The following is a 21,506-nucleotide window of genomic DNA, read 5'->3' as shown; positions in this document are numbered from 1 at the left end:
AGAGACGATAGCTTTTAGAATTAGACAGAATGTTTGATATTTTTATACGAAGACCGGTACTCTCCCTTGTTATTTCCCTCTTTTTCGTTTTGCTGGGAGCACTTGCCTTTTTTACCTTACCTGTAGCCCTCTTTCCTGATATTGCCCCTCCTTCTGTTTCCGTCAGGGCCAAGTACCGGGGTGCCAACGCCAGTGTGGTGGCAAACACCGTGACCACTCCCCTAGAGAAAGCGATAAATGGTGTGCCGGGCATGACGTATATGTCTTCCGTGTCCAGTAACAGGGGTACGGCTTCTATTAAAGTATATTTTGAAGCCGGCAAAGACCCGGATTTGGCTGCAGTAGAAGTGCAGAACCGTGTAACAACAGTTGTAAGTGACTTACCGGAAGAAGTGATTAAGGCCGGGGTTACGGTGGAGAAAGAGGTGGAAGGCCTGCTGCTCTACATCAACGTGATGAGTGATGACCCGGAGCTTGATGAGAAGTTCATCTACAACTTTGCCGACCTGAACATACTGCAGGAGCTACGAAGGGTAGACGGTGTGGGCTTTGCCGAAATCATGAGCACCAAGGATTACTCCATGCGGGTGTGGCTGAAGCCCGATCGCATGATAGCCTACAAGGTGTCTACTGATGAGGTAATTGAGGCCATCCAGAACCAGAATATAGAAGCTGCTCCAGGCCAGTTAGGTATCAGCTCCGGTAAAGATGCGCAGATGCTACAGTATGTGCTGCGCTACACCGGTAAATTTTTCGAGCCGGATCAGTATCAAAAACTAGTTATCAGGGCCAACGAGGACGGTTCTGTGCTGCGGCTGGGAGATGTAGCGGACATAGAACTGGGGAACCTGAACTATGGCCGTATCTCGAAAACTGACGGACAGCCAGCCGCTTCGCTCATGATCATTCAGCGGCCCGGGTCCAATGCCCGGGATGTGATAAACCGGGTAAAGGAACGAATGACGGAGCTAAAGGCCAGCTCCTTCCCTCCCGGCATGGAATACAAAATCACGTATGACGTTTCCCGTTTCCTGGATGCCTCCATTGAGAACGTACTGGTAACACTTTTAGAGGCTTTCATCCTCGTGTTCATAGTGGTGTTTATTTTTCTGCAGGATTTTCGCTCTACTCTTATACCGGCCCTGGCTGTGCCGGTAGCCTTGATTGGTACGCTGTTCTTTATGGAGCTCATGGGCTTCTCGCTTAACCTGCTCACCTTATTTGCGATGGTGCTGGCCATTGGTATTGTAGTGGACAATGCCATTGTGGTAGTAGAAGCAGTGCATGCTAAGATGGAAGAGGAAAACCTGCCACCGCGCCAGGCCACCTTTGCCGCCATGCATGAAATAAGCGGCGCCATTCTGGCAATTACCCTGGTAATGTCTGCGGTGTTTGTGCCCGTAGCCTTTATGTCAGGTCCGGTAGGTGTCTTTTACCGCCAGTTCTCGCTTACCCTGGCTATTGCCATTGTGATATCCGGAGTGAATGCGCTGACGCTGACACCGGCTTTGTGCGCCATCATCCTAAAAAACTCGCACCAGGACAAAAAGAAGAAAAAGAGCATCCTGCAGCGCTTTTTCGGCGGGTTTAACCGTGGTTATAATGCTTTTGCAGATAAGTATAAAGGCAGCATTGCCTTTCTTGCCAGCCGCAGGCTGATTACAGTGGCGATGCTCCTGTTCTTCTTTGCCGCCACCTGGGGAATTGCTACCATACTACCAACCGGATTTATTCCGGTTGAAGACCAGAGTGTGGTGTACCTGAATGTGACTGCGCCAGCCGGTGCCACAGTGGAGCGTACCGAGCGCGTGCTGGACGAAATAAACCGGAGTACAGCGGATATAGAGGAAGTGGAATCCTTTTCCTCTCTCGCCGGCTACAGCCTCTCCACCGGGCTATCAGGAGCCTCTTTTGGTATGGGTATGATAGACTTGAAATCCTGGAACGAACGGGAAGCATCTATCCATGAAACAATCCTAAAACTAGAAGAAAGAACACGGCATATTACCGACGCGGAGATTAGTTTCTTTCTCCCTCCTACCGTACCGGGATTCGGTAACTCCAGTGGTTTTCAGATGAAGGTGCTTGACCGCACGGGTAGCGGCAATATGCAGAAGATGGATCAGGTGACAGAGCAGTTTGTACTGGCATTGGAAGAGGCCCCTGAAATTATTGGTGCATTTTCTGAATTTGACCCTACCTTCCCTCAGTATATGATTCATGTAGACCAGGACATGGCTGCAAAAAACGGAGTAACAATCAGCCAGGCCATGAGCACGCTGCAAACCCTTGTAGGTGGTTTATATGTATCGGATTTCGTGCGCTTCGAGCAGATGTATGATGTGATGGTACAGGCCGACCCAAGCTTCCGTGCAAAGCCGGCAGATGTGCTGAACCTGCAGGTGAAAAATAATAATGGTGAAATGGTGCCTTACTCTACCTTTATCACCATGGAAAGAATGTACGGTCCGGAACAACTCTCCCGCCACAACATGTATACCTCCGCCAAAGTGAAAGGAAGCCCGGCCCCCGGCTACAGTAGCGGTGACGCCATTGCTGCCATCGAAAGGATTGCCGCAGAGACACTGCCACGGGGCTACACCTACGACTGGTATGGCATGACACGCCAGGAGGTGTCGTCCGGGCAGGAGGCTATCTATATCTTCATCATCTGCCTGGTGTTTGTATACCTGCTGCTGGCGGCTCAGTATGAAAGCTTCCTGCTCCCGCTGCCTGTTATTCTGTGTTTGCCTGCTGGTGTGTTCGGAGCCTTTGCTGCCTTGCACCTGCTCGGGCTACAGAACAATGTATATGCCCAGGTAGCCCTGATTATGCTGATTGGCCTCCTAGGTAAAAACGCTATTCTGATTGTGGAATTTGCTGTCCAGCGGCGGCAGGAAGGAATGTCGGTGCTGGAAGCGGCCATAGAAGGTTCTTATGCCAGACTCCGCCCCATTCTGATGACATCCTTTGCCTTTATTGCCGGTCTTATACCGCTGTGTATGGCCACGGGTGCCGGTGCCCTGGGTAACAGGTCCATTGGTACGGCCGCTGCCGGAGGTATGTTTATCGGTACCATCGTCGGCTTGTTTTTGATTCCGGGACTTTATGTTCTTTTTGCCGGGATGATGGGTAAGAAAAAACTTAAGAAGAAACCTGAACCTATTACAGAAGATATTGAAGTATCCGTATCCCATAATTAAGTTAAACCGCTATATGTCAATCAATAAACCTTTAAATAAATATGTATGCTTCTTTTTCCTGCTATCACTGGTAACCAGCTGTAAGGTTTTTGAACCCCCAAAGCCGCCACAGCTACCTGCCACAGCCAAAATGCCGCTGGCTTTCGGGAACAGTCCCGACAGTACCAGCCTGGGAGACGTTTCCTGGAAAATATTTTTTAATGACAAGCACCTGGTAGGTCTTATTGATACAGCTCTCCGAAACAATTTGGACCAGCTGGCTGCCATCCAACGCATTGAAATGGCCCGGGCAAACTACAACATCGCCAGCGGCGCAATGCTGCCCTCGCTGGATGCCCGTTTCAGAGCGCGCTCAGGCAATATCTATAACAATTTGCTCAGCGGCACCATCTACGGCGATCGGAATACGGTAACTCAAACCCAGAACTATTTCCTGGGGCTGCAAAGCACCTGGGAGATTGATCTGTGGGGCAGGCTAAAGAACCGCAAAAAAGCCGCCTACGCCCGCTTTATAGCCTCTGAGAAAGGGCAGCACCTGCTCACCACCACCCTCGTGGCCGAGGTAGCCCGCCTCTATTATGAGCTGCTGGGCCTTGATAATGAACTGGAGGCGATTGTAAATAACATTGAGCTGCAGGAAACAGCTCTCGAAATCATTAAGATACAGAAGATAGGCGGTAGAGCCACCGAACTAGCCGTGCAGCAATTTCATGCCCAACTGCTGCGCACGCAAAGCTTGGGATTTGAGAAGCGCCAACGGATAGTAGAGGTAGAAAATCAACTGAATCTTTTGCTGGGAAGATACCCGCAACCCATTGCCAGGGGTGAATCCATTCTGCGGCAGCATTTACCCGTTATAGTCGATGCCGGGGTACCCTCTGACCTGCTGCTTCGCAGGCCGGATATACAGCAGGCAGAACTTGAGTTGATCGCCGCCAAAGCTGATTTGGAAGCGGCCAGGGCAGCCTTCCTTCCCAGCTTCACCATCACGCCATATGCCGGCGCACACACCCGAAACCTTCCTTCCATCTTCAATACGCCGGAATCATTGGTGTTAGGACTTTTAGGCGGCATCACAGCCCCTATCTTCCAGAACAGAGTCATACGTTCCGAATTCAACCGCAACGTAGCCTTGAACAAGGAAGCCTTCTACTCCTATCAGAAAAGCATCCTGACGGGATATCAGGAGGTGGTAACGAACCTGCAAAGGGTGGAAAACTATAAGAAAGCCTATGCGCTTCGAGAAGAGGAAGCGGAAGTACTTATTAATGCAGTGAGCACCTCTAACGACTTGTTTATGGCTGGCTACGCCTCCTACCTCGAAGTAATTACAGCGCAGGGAAGTGTGCTAGATGCCGAGTTAAGCAAAGCGAACACCCGAAAAGAGATCTTTCTTGCCATAGTAGACCTGTACCGTGCCCTCGGCGGCGGCTGGGAGTAGCGGGAAGTAAGGAGACAAAAGTAGAAGGACAAAAGAATTTAAACCTAAGCCTAGTTTTGAGCTGAGCAGAAGAAAAGCTGATTTGGTTTTGTTATCCTAATCAGCTTTTCTGTATATAAATTGAGTTAAATCATCAATTTAGCTACCTGTGGTGGGCAGCAGTTTCTTGTCTCTTCCCTTTGTTTCGGGCACCGTCAATACTCCAGATGCCAGCCCCGTGCGCGGCAATGTACAGGAACAGGAAACAGTACAGTACAGCTTTCTCTCCTTCATTCATAACAGGATTCCAGCCTTGTGGGGCGTGCGCCATAAAAAAGGCCGCTGCCATCTGACCACTGGCAATAAAGGCAGCCCAACTGGCAAACAACCCAAAGGCAATCATAAGACCTCCGAAGAATTCTATAATACCTGCCAGTCCCATCATTGACACCAGTTCCACCGTGTTGCCGTCCCCCGGCCAGCCAAATAACTTCTGACTGCCGTGCATCGCAAACATGAGTCCTGCAACAATTCGTAAAACAGCGAAGAGGTGTGGGCTGTAATTTCCTATGAATCTGTCCATATCATTTTTCTTTTTAGGTGGAATTATAAATAAAACCTATAAATTATTATAAGGCAGGTGTTTATATATGGCAAAAACGTATATTAAGAGATAAAGTTAAAATTGGCAAGTATCTCCCTCCCCTGCTATCCCCGCAGGTGCTGGATGACAGCTTGTGCAAATTTTTGTTTTCTGCAGCTGCGCCTCATAAACCCGTAACAGTACAACCTAAAAGGTAGCCTTAGCGAAGTACCAATGACGACCTCCTCCTATACCTTCTACAGCCCTATAACACCAATCCCACTGCAGATATATTTAAACTTTTACGGCCTGATATTTGTATATACAAGTGTACAACTCTTCTGTGCAATAAGCAGCACATACTTCCATTTGAATGCGGATGTGCAGGAGCCAGACAAAATAACATTACTAGAGAAAAAACGAATGAAGAAAATACTTACGAATACACCCTTACCACAAGCAGCTTTAAGCATGCTGTTGCTCCTGTTGCCATTTTTGGCAGCAGCAAGTAATAACTCGCTACCTACTGCTTCTGATACGCTTAATGTTGCCAACGGCAACGAAAAGGCAAAGTTCGACCGCCATTATATACAGGAGTATATTGGCAATGAAAACGAATACCGGCATCAACTGGAACTGGTAAAGCAGTTTTACGAGGAGCGGGACTTTCAACTGGCCTGGTTTAAAAACAATGCACTAATACCTCAGGCCGATAAGCTGATCCAAGCAATCGATAAAGCACACAAGGAAGGTTTGACTGCCGCAGATTATAAAGTTATAGACCTACAGGAAAATTATAGGGCATATGAAGCCATACCGGCAAAAGACCCAACCAAGCAGCAAAAGAAGCAGGAACTTGACTTGGCTCTGACAGCTTCTTACTTTAACTATGCCTCTGACTTTTACAAAGGTGCCGTAGACCCACATAGCACAGCATCCATTGAGTGGGAGGTTAAGCGAAATAAAATAAAGCTGAACAAGGCGCTGGAGACAATCCTGCAGGAAAGAGAAAGCACCTACCCCTATTACGAGTTTGAGGCCCTGCACGAGGGTTACCTGAAGCTACGGAACGCTCTGTTGCAGTACCGCCAGATACAGGAACGTGGTGGCTGGCCTAAAGTGGATGGCGAAGGTGTTATAAAATTGAACGATACATCTGAAGTCGTGCTGGATGTGCGCAGGCGCCTGCTTCCACAACAGCGGGTAAACGAGCAGGATTCTGTCTATTTTGTATATGACCAGCAGGTAAAGGACGCTGTAACTACTTTCCAGAAGCAGCACGGACTGGCAGTAGATGGCGTGCTGGGCCCGCAGACGTATAAGTCACTCAATGTACCTGTGGACGAGCGCATCGACCAGATTGTGCTGAACATGGAGCGCTGGAGGTGGCTACCCAAAGACCTTGCGAAAGGAGACGACAACCGTTACGTGATGGTGAACATACCTGCCTTCCGTGTGACTGTGATGGAAAACGGAGAGGAAATGATGCGAATGAAGGCCGTGGTCGGTAAAACAATGCACTCCACGCCTGTGTTCAGTCATCAGATTCAGTACCTTATGTTTTCCCCATACTGGAACGTGCCAAACAGCATTGTAGAGGATGATATTAAACCGCATCTCCAGAAAAATATCAACTGGCTGGAAACGCAGGACATGGAGATGGTGAATACTTTTGGTCCTAATGCAAAGCGGGTATCTGTTCATAATGTAAACTGGAACACCATGACGCAGCATAACTTTGATTACCGCATCCGGCAGCGTCCGGGTCCGAATAACTCCTTAGGCCGTGTTAAATTTATATTTCCAAACGAATATGCCGTATACCTGCACGACACGCCTGCCAACCACCTTTTTGATGAAAGAGACCGTGACTTCAGCCATGGATGTGTGCGTGTGGAGCGCCCTGCCGACCTGGCTACATACCTGCTACAGGATAAGCCGGGCTGGGACGCGAGCCGTGTTAGAAGTGCTATGAATGCAAGCAACCAACAGCGTGTAGACCTAGAAGAAAGCGTGCCGGTATACCTGGTGTATTTCACCACATGGGTGGAAGCCGATGGAACGGTTCATTTCAGAGATGACCTGTACGGCCATGACAATGCACTGGCACAACAGCTGTTTTAAACATTAGCTATCATCTATAAAAAGCAAAGACGCGGACAAAAGTCCGCGTCTTTGCTTTAATTCTCCTCCTATACCTGTTTTTGAATGTCCCTTTGCATCAACAGAACCTTCGCATCCTCACAAAGAAACAGCAGGAGCATTAAAATTACGAATGCTTTTCTTTAATTTCAGGTTTTGCCGCCAATACCTATGAACCGTTTTATATCACTGGAACGATCACAACAAGTGCTGCAACGTATCCGGAGCAGTGCCTTTGCGACTGCGTATGAAAGGGATAAACACAGGATGGTGCTGTCAGATGACGCGGGAAATGAGCAGGTATATTTCAGGCTTCCCATTGTGCTTCCCCCTCCTGGCGCAAACACACCAGAGGAAGAAATTCAGGTGAACTATGTGATTGTGCTTATTCAGTCCGGAAACTGTGCGATGGGTTATTTTGAGAACGGCGTTAACCTCTATCATAAAGTGTTCCGCTCTTACATGGTGCGGAAAAAACAGGGAAAAAGCCAGATTAAATACCTGAAAACCAAAGGCAAGTCCCGGGCCGGTTCAAGGGTTCGTTTAGGGGAAACGGTAGAATTCTTTGAAAATATAAACGAACGGCTGCAGGAGTATTTTGAGGAACACGAAGTGCACCGAATTGCTATCAGCTGTTCCAAGACTCTTATCCCATATCTGTTTAACTCGAAGGTCCCCACTCCTTTCGATAAACATGACCCGCGCATTTTCAAAATACCCAAACACATACACACGCCTATATATGAGGTGATGCTGGATGCAAATAGATATCTAATGAAGGGTGAGTTGATATATGAAGAGATGCAGCAGGCCGTAGTGGATAAACTGCTGGGCGAAGAGATAGACTTTTCAGACGATGTGGATGAATTTTATTATTGAAGCTACTATTTCAAACCTTGATGATTTAGTTTGCTCTAATCAAAATGAACTGTTAGTGTCCTAACACTTCTCTTTTATAGCAGCGCGAATCATAGCAGATTTCAGTTAGAGTCAAAAAAATCTAAGGCTAAAACACTTTTGCCGGCTCATCTGTAACAGTCAAATCATCAAACCAAATCCAGCTGTTATGGATGGGAGCCCACTCCTGTGTATTGCCGCCATGGAAAGTGGAGAAATAGAAGTTATCTACCTGATTACTGTTTTGTACAAATCGAAGCCCTGAGAGGTGCAGCACTTCTTCTCCGTTGTACCATACCTGCACCTCGCCGTCGCTGTTTGCCTGACCATTGCGCACCGTATTTACCTTCACTCTCTCAACCAGATTTATCCAGGCACCTTTTGGGAACACTACCTCAGACCCGTCCTTGTGTTTGAGCGGGTGATCCTCTCCCCACTGTCCGGGCTTATCCATGTGGTAAAGGTACAGTACGGCCTTTCCGCCTTCTCTCCACATGAAGCGGGCCGAAAAGCCATTGGTTCCGTCGCAGCTTTGCCCGCCGCTACAGTTCTCGCCACCAGCCAGACCGGGTAATTTCCCACCCTGGTGTTTACCTCCCCAACTAAAGTTTTCGCTAAAGCGCAGTTTGTAGGAAGCGTAATATTCTGATTGCGGCTTCAGCATTAGCTTAGCCTGGCCTCCACTTTCCGAAGGCCCGAACTTCCCTTTCGGGAAGGAGATTCTGAGCGACTTGTTACCTGAGGCTGCATAAGTATCATCTACAGCCGAATTTTCATCCAGCGTCTGCACCCAGGCAGTATCAAAGCCATCTTGCTCCCATGCATTTTTAATATAAGCAGTACCATTCGGGAGACTCTCAAAACTTGTGGACCTTAAGACCGCCAGGAAAGAAGCCAGAAACAGAATAGATAATGCCTTCATACCAATCTATCTACATCATTTTATTATTCTACAATCTACCTTTTATTATTGACGTTTCGCAAGCAGCTTTTTGTCCCGCTTTAACTTCTATATGTACTACTAATTAGTTGCAAAATCTTATAGTTGAAGCATACCGCATACCACACACCACTTTCCCTGCTTTATATACCTCAATTCTTGTCAACAAAGGCCATAGTATCCACGTTACTAGTATATATGGTTAGCGCTGGCCACCCCCCTTCGTCCTAATTTAACTACTAAATGACACAAGTTACCTCTCTCTCGCCAGAACTACTTCACGTGTTTGAGACCATACCCGATTTATACCTGATTCTTTCTCCTGATTTTAACATTCTAAATGCCAGTAACGCTTACCTGAAGGCCACATGCAGAATACGCGAAGAAATCCAGGGAAAATCTTTTTTCGAAGTGTTTCCCGCGAACCCGACGTTGCACAATACAGATGCTATTGATAACATGAGGCGCGCCCTGGAGTGGGTTCTCCAGCATAAACAACCACACCCAATGGGGCTGCAGCGTTACGACATCTCTCAGCCGAAGCAGTCAGTCAATTTTGTAGAGAAATACTGGGACGCTTCTATTTCTCCGGTTCTTGACAGCGAAGAAAATATCCTGTACATCATCTATAAGGTGGAGGATGTGACGGAGCAGGTTATGGCTCTTAAGGGAATGGAACAGCGAGGTCAGGAGACTCAAAACGGTACAGCGAAGCAGGCAATAACCAGGGCAGAATTAGTTGCTGCCCGCGCCGAAGCCGATCTGCAGCGGGAAGAGATGTACAATATCTTTATGCAGGCGCCGGCGATGATCTGTATTTTTAAAGGACCGCAGCACGTTTTTAAGCTGGTAAACCCACCTTACCAGCAGGTAGTAGGAGATCGCCCCCTGTTGGGCAGACCCATTGCCGAGGCGATGCCTGAATTGGCCGGGCAACCTATTTTCGGGCTGCTGGACCGCGTGTTTAGCACCGGCGTAAGTGTGCATGCACACGAAATGAAAGTACAGCTTGACCACGACAACACCGGTGGATTAGGGCACAATTACTACAACTTCACCTATCAGCCTATACATGGTCTTGATGGTAGCATAGAAGAAATTATGGTATTTGCCTATGAAGTGACTGATCTGGTACTATCCCGGCAGAAGGTGGAACAGAGGGAGCAGGCCCTGCAAGAACTGAACGATGAACTGGCCTCAGCAAACGAGGAGATAAGAAAGGCGAACAAAGAGATTTCACATACACAACAGGAACTTCAAAACCTGAACCGAAAACTGGAAGATCAGGTGCTGGCGCGAACAAGAGAACTACAGCTCTCTAAAGCCGAAACAGAAACTCAACGCCACCAGCTGCACCAGCTCTTTATGCAGGCACCCGCTCCCATTGTCATTCTCAACGGTCCTGATTTGGTGTATGATCTGGTTAACCCGGCATACCAGCAGATTTTTCCAGGAAGGGAGCTACTGGGAAAACCTTTGCTAAAGGCACTACCTGAACTAAAAGCTTCCCCCATTCCGAGTATGCTGAACAAGGTTTACCAGACGGGAGAAACCATTGTGGTCCAGGAACTGCCCCTGATGCTGTCCCGCTACGAGGGAGCTCCTCCGGAGGAGATTTACAGTACCTTTACATACCAGGCCCGCCGCAACGAAGAAAGCATCGTGGATGGGGTGCTGGTCTTTGCCCACGATGTAACCGATCAGGTACATGCCCGGCAACAGGTTGAACAAACCGCTGAACAGTTAAAGCTCATTACCGATGCCCTACCCGTGCTGATAGGATACCTGGATAAGGAAGAGAAATACCGCTTTGCAAACAAGGCATACGAAGCCTGGTTTAATTTGAAATCAGAAGAACTGCTGGGCAGACCCGTACGGGAAGTAGTCGGGGAAGAGGCATATCAGGAGGTGAAACAGTACATTAAACGGGCACTGGCTGGGGAGCGACTGGATTTCGAGAGCAGAATGCCCTACCGGGAAAATTTCGTTAAACACATCCGGACCAGTTATGTCCCTGATTTCAGGGATGGGAAACTGGATGGATTTTATACCCTTGTGCAAGACATTACAGAGCAAGTGGAGGCCCGGCAACATATTGAAGAAAGGGAAAAACAGGCACAAGACCTGGCTGAGGAACTGAAGGCTTCAAATGAAAAGTTGTCTGCTTCAAATCTGGCACTTCAAACGCTAACTCAGCAGCAGCAGCGTATGGTAACCCTCGTAGAGAACAGCACCGACTTTATCGGGCTTGCAACTCCCGATGGCAAGGGCATCTTTATCAATCCGGCCGGCCTGAAGCTGGTAGGTCTGGAAAAAGAACAGGTAGAAGATTTTAATATGGCCGATTTGTTTCATGAAGAGGATAAAGCATTTGTAAAGGAAGTAATGCTGCCTGCCCTGGCAGATAAAGATCGCTGGGTGTGCGAGTTTCGTCTGCGGCACTTTAAAACAGGGGAAACCATAAAAGTGCAGTATGATAGCTTTTCTATTAGGGATCCTTCAAGTGGGGAGTTGCTGGGCCTGGCCTCCATCATCATTGACATTACCGAACGAAAAGAGCAGGAGGCAGCACTACAGGAACTTACCCGAGAGCTGGCCGCAACGAATGAGGATCTGAGCATAGCAAATGAGCAACTCACCCGCACCAACATAGACCTGGATAACTTTATTTACGCGGCCTCCCACGACCTGAAAGCACCTATCTTTAACATTGAAGGACTCTTGCGGATACTTGTGGACTCCCTGCCATCTCACGTAATAGAATCACAGGGACTCGAAGGAGTAACTGGCATGATTGAAGACTCTATTGAACGCTTCAAGCGCACGATTGAGCACCTGACAGATGTAACCAAGCTACAAAAGGAGAACAGCCAGGACGCTGTTGTGGTCGATCTATCAGAAGTAATCAGGGAAGTAAAACTGGACCTTTCCCAACAGTTGGAAGCGGCAGAGGCACAACTGGACGTAAATGTGGACGCCTGTCCTTCCATTCGCTTTTCTGAAAAGAACCTGCGCTCCGTAGTCTATAACTTAGTATCCAATGCTATCAAATACAGATCCCTCAACTGTGCGCCGAGGGTAGAAATTAATTGCCGGTTGGAAGGAGATTTTGTCGTTCTTTCAGTCAAGGACAATGGGCTTGGCATGGATTTGCGTCAAGACAACAAGCTCTTTAAAATGTTCGGTCGCCTGCACGACCACGTGGAAGGCTCTGGTGTTGGCCTCTATATGGTGAAGCGGATAGTGGAAAATGCCGATGGCAGAATTGAAGTGGAAAGTGAGGTAGGTGTCGGTTCAACTTTCCATGTGTACATCAGGCAGTAAATGTAATAGGGTAGCTATTGCAATGGTATACATACGTAGGTTAAAGTCTCAGGTAACCAGTATAAAAGATATGCGCATACATCATTCAAACGTTGCTTCGTGGTGATATACAATTCCAGAAAAAAGAGATAAAATAGTGGGCCTTTCTCCTGCTGTTCCGGCCTCAGGCACAGCAAAGTGTGATGAAACGGGCTTCTTCTCCCCTGCTGTGGCTGCTCTCTATAAGCTAATGAGCAGGTTCGCCTGCAGGAAAGACTCCTCCAGCCCCTCAATGCCAGCCACATTGTTCCAGTAGCGCCACTCAGAACCGATGTACGTTTTGCCGGGCTTGCCCCAGGTGTTCCCCAGGTCCAAGAAAAGTTGCGGCTGCGTTAAGTACTGTGTGCTGCCAGGCCCACGATCACCTATAAAATCCATGAAGCCACGGAACCTCAAATGCACCTTCTCCGAAACAGGCAATGCAACATCCCAACTAGGCGTTAGCTGATAGGTGCCATCGTATTCCTCACCGAGTTGCTTATGGTAGTATGTTTCGAGTTGCAGCAGACCGGAACCCGGAATCCGAAACTTGAAAGCAGGACCCGCCGTGTAAACAAAGAAATCTTCCGTGCCTCCGAACAAGACATTTATACCGCCCGACAGCAGTACATCACTGATGGGTCCCAACTTTATCTCCCGCCCAGTAGCACGGCTCAGGCTCACTTTCGGGTACCACTCCATATACAGGTTCGGGCTTGCCAAACTAGCATCATTAAACAAATCACCAAAAACAAACTGCTCTAGGGCACCATAAGAACCAAAATGTTCTACCGTGACAGTCGCTAAATCACCGGGTTGTTTTAAGTTGCGGCCGTACAGAAGCTGCACATTAGAACCTCCCTGGTAAATTACCTGCGCCTCGGCCTGCCTGTTAATTAGCAGTGAGAGGGCAAAAAACAGTATTAGTAGAAAAGACTTTTTATTTAAAAGAATACCTGATTTGGTAGAAGTAATAAACATGCCGGATGTAAAGGGTTAAAAAAGCTAATTTAAGCCGCAAAGGTAAAGTCTTGAATTTAAATCTGCTACTACAGCAGCTCATATCTGCTGTTAACTTTGTAACCATACATCATGCTCTCCTTTACAACTTAATCAATGGCTTTTTCAGGTTATTATATGAATTTTTCTTATATTCAAATCAGGTCGTATTAATCCCACAGCATTAGAAAATTATCCCTCCTATACCGTTAATTTGAAAGCAAAATGGAAAATCAAGATACTCAAAGCAGCGCATCCAGCTCGTTTGTTGAAAGAATAGCAGAAAAACTTGGTGGTGCAGCCAACGCTGCGCGAATTTATGGAGAACCTGTAGAACGAAATGGCTTTACTGTTATACCAGTTTCCAAGGCGGTGTATGGCTTTGGTGGCGGGGCTGGCATGAAAACAGGAGAAGAGGGCTCGGGTGGCGGCGGCGGTATGGTGCTTACTCCTGTCGGCTATATTGAAATAAGCGAAGGAAGTACGCGGTTTCGCTCCATAAAGGACCCTCAGACAATAATCAAAATATTTGCGATAAGTGGTGTTCTAGTCATGCTTACCGCCCGGAGCATTACAAAGATTTTCCGCAAGTAAGCCAGTAATTTTACTTTCAGTCGTGCCTTTGCGGCTCCTGCCTTTTAAAGTTCGGTCTAATTGCGGATGATTTTCCCGTCCTCCATTTCAATAATGTGTCCGGTTTTTTCGGCAAAGCTCTGGTCGTGGGTCACAATCAGCAGCGTCTGGTTATGTTCTGCCGCCAGCTGCTGAAGGATATCAAACACCATTTCGCTATTCTTTACATCCAGGTTGCCTGTAGGTTCATCGCCCATGATAACGGATGGGTCGTTAATTAGGGCACGGGCAATGGCTACCCGCTGCTTTTCGCCACCAGAGACTTTGTAGGCCATTTTATGAGCCAGCTGCTCTATACCTAACATCTTCAGCCGCTCCAGGGCCCGGTGCTCCACTTCCTGCTCACTAAACTTGTTCAGCTTCATACCCGGCAGCATCACGTTTCGGAGCACTGAAAACTCGTTGAGCAGATAATGAAATTGGAATACAAACCCAATCTTCTCGTTGCGGATACGCGCCAGCGCCGCATCGTTCTTCCCAGTCATCGACGCGCCATCTATGAGCAATTCTCCATCATAATCCGTATCCATGGTAGACAAAATGTATAGCAGTGTAGACTTTCCGCAACCTGACTTACCGATAACAGACACAAACTCACCTTTGGCAATAGAAAAGGTAATGTCGGTGAGCACCTGCACCGTTACCGGGTCATGAAACTGTTTGTTGATATGCCTTGCTTCCAGTATAATGTCCTGCATATACTAAATTGTTGAGAAGGTGCTGCGCGTAAATGCGACTAATGTCATATTTTCCTGAAAATCAACCAAAGTTCTTTATCCTGTCAATCTTCCAACCCTGATAGTCCGGTTTCTATTTGCCTCTTATTATCTCTACAGGGTCTACCTTACTTGCTTTGCGCGCCGGGAAGTAACCTGCAAAATAAGTCGTAATCAAAGAAAAGAATCCACCTATAAAGTAAAATACAGGGCTGTAGTTTATCGGGTATGTTTTAATGGTTGGCAGTGCAGCCGTGTTGAAGGGGATGTTATCAATGATAAGGGAGAATCCGAACCCAATCAGCAGCCCCAGGAACCCACCGAAGAAACCAATGCTCAGAGCTATGACCAGGAAAATTCGGTTCACATCGCGGCCAGAGAAACCGGTGGCCTTGAGTATGGCGATGGAGTCCATCTTTTCGTAAATCATCATGTTCAGGATATTAAATATCCCGAAGCCTGCCACTATTAGTAAGGTAACACCCACGGCATACGAAATCAGCGTACGGATATTACTGCCTGTCTCGAACTGCGCATTGGCGGTCTGGATATCTTCGGCATCAGCCCCAAACAGTTGTGCGTACTCCTTTGCCACGGCTGGGGCCATCGCTAAATCCCTTAATTTTACCTGGATATCGGTGATATAGTTGGCTGGCTGGCCCAGTAGTTTCTGTGTCGTGCCAATAGAAGCATAGCTCTGGACTTTGTCAATCTCCTGTATACCTGACTGAAAATACCCTACCACCTTCAGCGAAAAGCGCTCTCCCTGCGCTGTAGTTACCTGCACTACATCACCTATATCAGCCACTAAAATATCAGCAAGTCCTTTGCCGAGTATAATGCTGTTCGAAACATTTTTCGCATCTATGGCAGAACCGGCGGTTACATAGTCCTGGAAGTTAAACAGCCTGCTCTCCTCCTCCACATCTATTCCATTTATTACTCCCGTTATGTCAATAGTGCCTTCATTGAAAAACACCTGCGCGGTTAGTTTGGGAGCAACGCCCACTACCCGGTTATCTGCTCTTACTGCCTGCATAATGGGGCCGCTGTTGTAAAGTTCTTTGCGGCTTATGCCTGACTTAACCGACTTTATAAAATTATAGGAGGCCTTATACTCTGAAGACATATTGACCGGCTGGTTCTCGCTTGGTTTTACCTCGTTATACAGGCGCACGTGTGGGGTCCGGTTCAGGATCAGGCCATCCAGCAGGTCGTTGAGGCCGTTCATAAAACTGAGCAGCGTGATAAACATGGCAATGCTGAAGGTTACTCCTACAGCAGCCACCAAAGTTTGTCGCCACCGGGCCAGCAGCAGCGATTTTGCTAACCCTAAAATGAGTTTGCTGTTCATCGGACTGGCTTTACGATAACGTCCTCCCTCGTCAGCCCGTCCAGTATTTCTACTTTCTGGTAGTCTTTGAGCCCCGTGCTTACTTTCACTTTTTCATTGTTTTCCTTCAACACAAAAGAGCCGTCCAGCAGGTACTCGCGCGGAATAAGAAGGGCACTGTCTTTTGCCTGGATGATGATGTTAGCCTCTGTGGTGAGGTTTGGATAAAGTGCCGGTGGTGTGGTTACAAAATTAGCGTCTACGGTAAAAGACCGGGTTCTCTCGTTCATTGCCGGGTTTATCTTCGTTATTTCGGCTTCAAACACCTCCCCTTTGTAACTGTCCAGGTTCAGCAGCACCTTTTGCCCCGGCCTGATGCGGGAAATGTCATATTCATCTACCTGCAGCTCTAGCATGAATTCGTCTGCGTCTCCAATCACCGCCACCGGGCTCTGCGGGCTTACCATTTCCCCCTTCTCCTTCAGCACACTGTATACCTTGCCGTCCGTTGCGCTTTTTACGGTATAGTCATCTGTTCTCGTCTGGCTTATCTGCAGGTTTTTCTCTGACTGCCTTTCAGCGAAATCAAGTTGCTTTTTCAGGTTATTGTACCGCAGCAAAGCTGATCGATAAGCTGTCACAGCATTTTTATAGTTAAGCTCTCTTTGCTCAAGTTCTACACGGGTGCCAATCTGGTCGGCCCAAAGGTTTCGCTGCCTTACCAGCAGCAGCGAATCGTTTTGCTTTTTGCTTTCGGCCAGGTCAATAGCTGCCTGCAGTTCATTCAGCTTCTCATCATTGGCACTTACGCGGGCATAGTCGGCGGCAAGCCGGGCGTTTTCGGTGCTTAAACGGGCAGCCTCATTTTCTACTTTTAAAAGCGGTTCTCCCGCCTGCACCACATCTCCCTCCGTAACCAATACCTGCTGAATAACGCCGTTTACCATAGGGAAAACCTAGTACTGATTCTGGCTCTTCACCACCCCCGACGCGTACACTGACTCAGAGATATTTTCTACAGTAGGCTGGGTTGTTTCCTGTTCTTCTGTACAGGAAACAAATAGCAGCATGACAAGGACCAGTTGCAGAAATAATTTCATTTTTCTTAACATATCACTATCATGTTAAAATCTTGTCTTGTGCTGGTACTGTTTTTAAACGTATAAACACGCAAAGACCCTGTTCTTTACCACCACGTTTATAATTCATATATAACTTAAAAAAGTTATAAACTATATACATTGTTCAACCTAACTTTAGTTAAGGCCTTAAATTAGCAGGGAAATCACTCTTTATACCAGGTTTCCGGATTTAAAAACAAAGGTCTTCACCCTGTAACCAGCAAAGCTTCCAGAACACAAATCAAACGCACAGGGCGGTGTTAATTACTGACATCAAACATTTTACTAATTGACACTTGTCATATTACCTCTAAAGGGAAAAGCTGAACTTTGCAACATACCACCGCAATAAGGTGACAATCTTGTATTTACAAACTAAACTATAAAGAAATGGCAGTAAACGCTCAAAACCAATTCGCAGGAAAAGTAGCGCTCGTAACCGGGGCATCATCAGGCATCGGTAAGGCAACAGCTCTGCAATATGCACGGGAAGGTGCAAAAGTAGTTGTTTCTGATATCAACGAAGAAAAAGGAATCCAGGTGGTGGAGGAAGTCAAAAGCCAGGGTGGCGACGCCATTTTTGTAAAAGCGAATGTTGCGAAACCAGAGGATTGTGAAAACATGGTGAAAAAAACTGCAGCGGAATATGGCCGGCTTGATATTGCCTTCAACAATGCAGGGATTGGCGGAGAAGCTAACCCGGTAGGTGACATGAGCATTGAAGGCTGGAACACCGTAATTGCCGTTAACCTGAGCAGTGTGTTCTACTGCATGAAATACCAGATACAGCAAATGCTGCAGAACGGAGGAGGTGCCATCGTCAATAACTCTTCTATTCTGGGTCAGGTTAGTTTTGCCAACTCAGCTGCCTATGTGGCTTCCAAGCACGGCGTGGTGGGGCTCACTAAAAACGGTGCGGTGGAATATTCTGCCAAAGGTATACGGGTGAATGCAGTTGGCCCGGCTTTTATTAAAACGCCGCTCTTATCCGATGCAGGAATGAATGAAGAATCTTTCCAGATGCTGGCCGGTCTGCACCCTATCGGCAGACTGGGTGAGTCAGAAGAAGTGGCCGAACTGGTGGTATGGCTGAGTTCTGACAAAGCCTCCTTTGTGACAGGTGCCTACTATGCCGTAGACGGTGGCTACCTGGCGCGTTAGACCGATCAATTTGTCTTCACCACAATATTTTCTTCCCTGGCCTGCTGAACGATTGGTTTATCAGGCCAGATTTTCATTTTTGGTATCACCTATCAATCCGGATACGCAACCAATTGAAATATAGCTTGTTTACACCATACCGCGTAAGACTATATGGTAACTGTTGAAGAAAAGACATCCCCTGCCATGCAACTAACAGAAGAAAAAGAGAAAGGAAGCAAGGCTTTTCCATCTGAAAAACAGCATCCGTGGCATAGTATGGATCCTGTGGAGGTGATGGAACTGCTGGAAGTCTCCCCGGTAAATGGCTTGTCCGATGAAGAGGTGACAGCGCGCCAGGAGCAGTATGGCCGCAACGTAATGACTCCAAAAAAGCAGCAGAGCGCCTTTGTACGGTTTATGCTGCAGTTTCATCAGCCGCTGATTTACATTTTGCTTGCCGCCACAGTGGTCACCATTTTCCTGAAAGAGTACACAGATGCCATTGTTATTTTCGCCGTTGTGTTCGTCAACGCCATTATCGGGTATGTGCAGGAGTCGAAGGCACTGGAGGCGATTGATGCCCTGGCTAAAAGCATGACGTCCAAAGCGCAAGCTATCCGCAATGGAAAAAAACAGGATATTGATGCGCAGGAGCTGGTACCGGGGGATATTGTGGTGGTACAGTCGGGTGACAAATTCCCTGCCGACGTGCGCCTGGTGAAGCAGCGCGACTTGAAAGTGGACGAGTCGGCATTGACGGGAGAGTCTGTGGCTGTGGAGAAAAACGCAGAACCCGTAGCCCCGGATGATGTGTTAGGCGACCGCCTGAGCATGGGCTTCTCCTCTACTATGGTTACGTATGGGCAAGGCAAGGGAGTGGTGGTAGCAACAGGAGACGAAACAGAGGTAGGTAAAATACAGCAGTCTATCTCAGGTGCTCAGGAGCTGGAGACACCTCTTACTATAAAAATCAAAGAGTTTAGCCATTTGCTGCTATGGGTAATCCTGGGGCTTTCTGTTATCGTTTTTGCCGTTGGTATGCTCCGCGGTGAAGGTATAGGCGAAACCTTTATGGTAGCCGTTGCATTGGCAGTGGGCGCCATACCGGAAGGTTTGCCTGTGGCAGTTACTATTATGCTGGCGCTGGGGGTTTCTAAAATGGCGCAGCGCAGAGCCATCATACGCAAACTGGTGGCTGTAGAAACACTCGGCAGCACCAACGTTATCTGCTCTGATAAAACAGGCACCCTCACTGAAAACCAGATGACGGTACAGCAGCTGGTAGCAGGAGGCAAAGCATACTTTGTGAAAGGACTCGGTTACCGCCCGGAGGGAGAAATTCTGGATAACAACCAACCAGCTGACCTGGGAGCCAACAAAGCGCTGGAACTGTGCCTGAAAGCAGGAATACTATGTAACGACAGTTCAGTAAAAGAAAAAGAAGGCTCCTGGACTATCGAAGGTGACCCCACCGAAGGAGCCATGGTGGTGGCGGCACGCAAAGCGGGTTTCAAATTAGAGGAACTGGAACAGAAAGAGCCGCGTAAAGACACCATTCCCTTCGAATCCGAATACCAGTACATGGCCACGCTTCACGCTGGCATCCGCCCTGTTATTTACCTGAAAGGCTCAGTAGAGGCTGTGCTGGAGCGAAGTAACAAAGCCATGCAGCCCGATGGCGAACTTATGGAGGTAGACAGGGAGGCAATAGAAAAACAGGTGGAGGAATTGGCCAGCGAAGGCTTGCGCGTACTGGCCTGTGCCATGGCCGAAGCGCCTGATGGCATAACAGACATCACGCACAACGACACCAGCTCAGGACTTGTTTTTTTGGGTTTGCAGGGCATGATTGACCCCCCGCGCAAGGAAGCCGTGGAGGCCGTAAAGCTGTGCCAGAAGGCAGGCATAGATGTGAAGATGATAACAGGCGACCATGCCATCACCGCCTCGGCTATTGCCACCCAGATAGGCTTAACAGGCCGCAAGGAAAATGGTAAATTGGTCGCCATTACAGGCAGGGAACTGCAGCAGATTCAGGACCACGACCTGGAAGATGTAGCGGAGAAGACTTCTGTTTTTGCCCGTGTCTCCCCGGACCAGAAGCTGCGGCTTGTGAAGGCACTGCAGTCCCGTGATAAAGTAGTGGCCATGACGGGCGACGGTGTCAATGACGGGCCTGCCCTGAAGCAGGCGAATATAGGTATTGCCATGGGTATAACAGGTACCGAGGTTGCCAAAGACGCGGCGGAAATGGTGCTCACCGACGATAACTTTTCTTCTATAGAAGGAGCTGTGGAGGAAGGCCGGAGCGTCTTTGATAACCTGACCAAGTTCATCGTCTGGACACTGCCCACAAACCTTGGCGAGGGACTCATCGTGTTAGTTGCTGTTATTATCGGTTCGCAGCTACCTGTGCAGCCGGTGCAGATTCTTTGGGTGAACATGACAACAGCGATTATGCTGGGACTTACATTGGCTTTTGAACCCAAAGAACCGGGTATAATGGACCGGCCACCACGACCATCAGGAGAACCTATTCTTACAAGAGACCTGATTATGCGCACCTTGCTGGTGGGCGTATTACTTTTGATTGCTTCTTTTGGCCTGTACTACTACGAAATGGAGCAAGGCGCTACCGCAGCGCAGGCACGCACAGTGGCCACAACCACTTTAGTGGTGCTGGAGGCGTTTTACCTGTTCAGCTGCCGCTCTCTTGTAAGGCCTATGCGGGAAATCGGCCTCTTCACGAACATGTGGATATACTATGGCATTGGGGCTATGTTTCTATTCCAGGCACTGTTCATTTACGTCCCTTTTATGAACACCCTCTTTGGCTCAAGTCCGCTGGACGCCATGCAGGTGCTGCGTATTTTTGGTGCCGGAGTAGTCCTTCTTATCATTGTGACAATAGAAAAGTACTTCAGGTTTAAGAGCAATGCCCGGTTAGAGAAGGTGGCTGAGAGTCCAAGTTAGTATCTAATATTTTCCCTGAAACAGAAGGCTTATTTAGGTAAACATAAAAAGGTGCAGGCTG

The 21,506-nt window shown here is 48.0% G+C and carries 15 protein-coding genes; 8 read left to right on the top strand and 7 right to left on the bottom strand.

Annotation, left to right across the window (positions count from 1 at the left end):
• The first annotated feature begins 29 nt into the window (after positions 1 to 29).
• Together E1919_RS15130 and E1919_RS15125 are read left to right on the top strand one after the other, a co-directional pair.
• Positions 30 to 3,203: an efflux RND transporter permease subunit gene (locus E1919_RS15130; RefSeq protein ID WP_162054249.1), complete on the top strand. Its 3,174-nt coding sequence runs from the start codon at positions 30 to 32 to the stop codon at positions 3,201 to 3,203.
• A gap of 13 nt (positions 3,204 to 3,216) precedes the next feature.
• A complete protein-coding gene (locus E1919_RS15125; RefSeq protein WP_162054248.1) occupies positions 3,217 to 4,644 on the top strand; it encodes a TolC family protein in 1,428 nt (475 codons plus the stop codon).
• Positions 4,645 to 4,786: 142 nt separating this feature from the next.
• On the opposite strand, the gene E1919_RS15120 is transcribed toward E1919_RS15125, so the two are convergent.
• On the bottom strand, positions 4,787 to 5,206 hold the full coding sequence (locus E1919_RS15120) for a DoxX family protein (protein WP_162054247.1): 420 nt from the start codon (positions 5,204 to 5,206) through the stop codon (positions 4,787 to 4,789).
• 423 nt (positions 5,207 to 5,629) lie between these two features.
• Between E1919_RS15120 and E1919_RS15115 the strand changes: the two genes are divergently transcribed.
• Positions 5,630 to 7,330 carry a L,D-transpeptidase family protein gene (locus E1919_RS15115; RefSeq protein ID WP_162054246.1) on the top strand — a complete coding sequence of 567 codons (1,701 nt, stop codon included), beginning with the start codon at positions 5,630 to 5,632 and terminating at the stop codon, positions 7,328 to 7,330.
• Positions 7,331 to 7,519: 189 nt separating this feature from the next.
• Complete coding sequence (locus tag E1919_RS15110) at positions 7,520 to 8,227, top strand: hypothetical protein (RefSeq protein ID WP_162054245.1); 708 nt, start codon at positions 7,520 to 7,522, stop codon at positions 8,225 to 8,227.
• A 127-nt stretch (positions 8,228 to 8,354) separates the two neighbouring features.
• Here the strand turns inward: E1919_RS15110 and E1919_RS15105 are convergent, their stop codons facing one another.
• Positions 8,355 to 9,167, bottom strand: a complete 813-nt coding sequence (locus tag E1919_RS15105) for a polysaccharide lyase (protein ID WP_162054244.1) — start codon at positions 9,165 to 9,167, stop codon at positions 8,355 to 8,357.
• Between the two features lie 261 nt (positions 9,168 to 9,428).
• Between E1919_RS15105 and E1919_RS15100 the strand changes: the two genes are divergently transcribed.
• Complete coding sequence (locus E1919_RS15100) at positions 9,429 to 12,509, top strand: PAS domain-containing protein (protein WP_162054243.1); 3,081 nt, start codon at positions 9,429 to 9,431, stop codon at positions 12,507 to 12,509.
• A gap of 219 nt (positions 12,510 to 12,728) precedes the next feature.
• Here the strand turns inward: E1919_RS15100 and E1919_RS15095 are convergent, their stop codons facing one another.
• Positions 12,729 to 13,508 (bottom strand): hypothetical protein, encoded by a 780-nt coding sequence (locus tag E1919_RS15095; RefSeq protein ID WP_162054242.1) that lies wholly within the window; start codon positions 13,506 to 13,508, stop codon positions 12,729 to 12,731.
• Between the two features lie 243 nt (positions 13,509 to 13,751).
• Here E1919_RS15095 and E1919_RS15090 point away from each other — a divergent pair, with 243 nt between their 5' ends.
• Positions 13,752 to 14,120 carry a GerW family sporulation protein gene (locus E1919_RS15090; protein ID WP_162054241.1) on the top strand — a complete coding sequence of 123 codons (369 nt, stop codon included), beginning with the start codon at positions 13,752 to 13,754 and terminating at the stop codon, positions 14,118 to 14,120.
• 56 nt (positions 14,121 to 14,176) lie between these two features.
• Here the strand turns inward: E1919_RS15090 and E1919_RS15085 are convergent, their stop codons facing one another.
• The 4 genes from E1919_RS15085 to E1919_RS27575 all read right to left on the bottom strand — a co-directional run bounded on the left by E1919_RS15085 (position 14,177) and on the right by E1919_RS27575 (position 17,308).
• On the bottom strand, positions 14,177 to 14,857 hold the full coding sequence (locus E1919_RS15085; protein ID WP_162054240.1) for an ABC transporter ATP-binding protein: 681 nt from the start codon (positions 14,855 to 14,857) through the stop codon (positions 14,177 to 14,179).
• A gap of 112 nt (positions 14,858 to 14,969) precedes the next feature.
• Positions 14,970 to 16,229, bottom strand: coding sequence for an ABC transporter permease (locus E1919_RS15080; protein ID WP_162054239.1), 1,260 nt, complete (start codon positions 16,227 to 16,229; stop codon positions 14,970 to 14,972).
• Positions 16,226 to 17,155, bottom strand: a complete 930-nt coding sequence (locus tag E1919_RS15075) for an efflux RND transporter periplasmic adaptor subunit (RefSeq protein ID WP_237144418.1) — start codon at positions 17,153 to 17,155, stop codon at positions 16,226 to 16,228. Before E1919_RS15075 ends, E1919_RS15080 begins: the two co-directional genes overlap by 4 nt.
• A gap of 9 nt (positions 17,156 to 17,164) precedes the next feature.
• Positions 17,165 to 17,308, bottom strand: coding sequence for a hypothetical protein (locus tag E1919_RS27575; RefSeq protein ID WP_237144411.1), 144 nt, complete (start codon positions 17,306 to 17,308; stop codon positions 17,165 to 17,167).
• A gap of 411 nt (positions 17,309 to 17,719) precedes the next feature.
• Here E1919_RS27575 and E1919_RS15070 point away from each other — a divergent pair, with 411 nt between their 5' ends.
• Complete coding sequence (locus E1919_RS15070; protein ID WP_162054238.1) at positions 17,720 to 18,490, top strand: SDR family NAD(P)-dependent oxidoreductase; 771 nt, start codon at positions 17,720 to 17,722, stop codon at positions 18,488 to 18,490.
• Between the two features lie 153 nt (positions 18,491 to 18,643).
• Positions 18,644 to 21,445, top strand: a complete 2,802-nt coding sequence (locus tag E1919_RS15065; protein ID WP_237144410.1) for a cation-transporting P-type ATPase — start codon at positions 18,644 to 18,646, stop codon at positions 21,443 to 21,445.
• Positions 21,446 to 21,506: the final 61 nt, after the last annotated feature.

Origin of the sequence: Pontibacter pamirensis, from assembly GCF_010015475.1 — a bacterium.
Taxonomy (GTDB): domain Bacteria; phylum Bacteroidota; class Bacteroidia; order Cytophagales; family Hymenobacteraceae; genus Pontibacter; species Pontibacter pamirensis.
The sequence above is the reverse complement of the archived record's forward strand: the minus strand, read 5'-3'. Positions and strand labels throughout refer to the sequence as shown.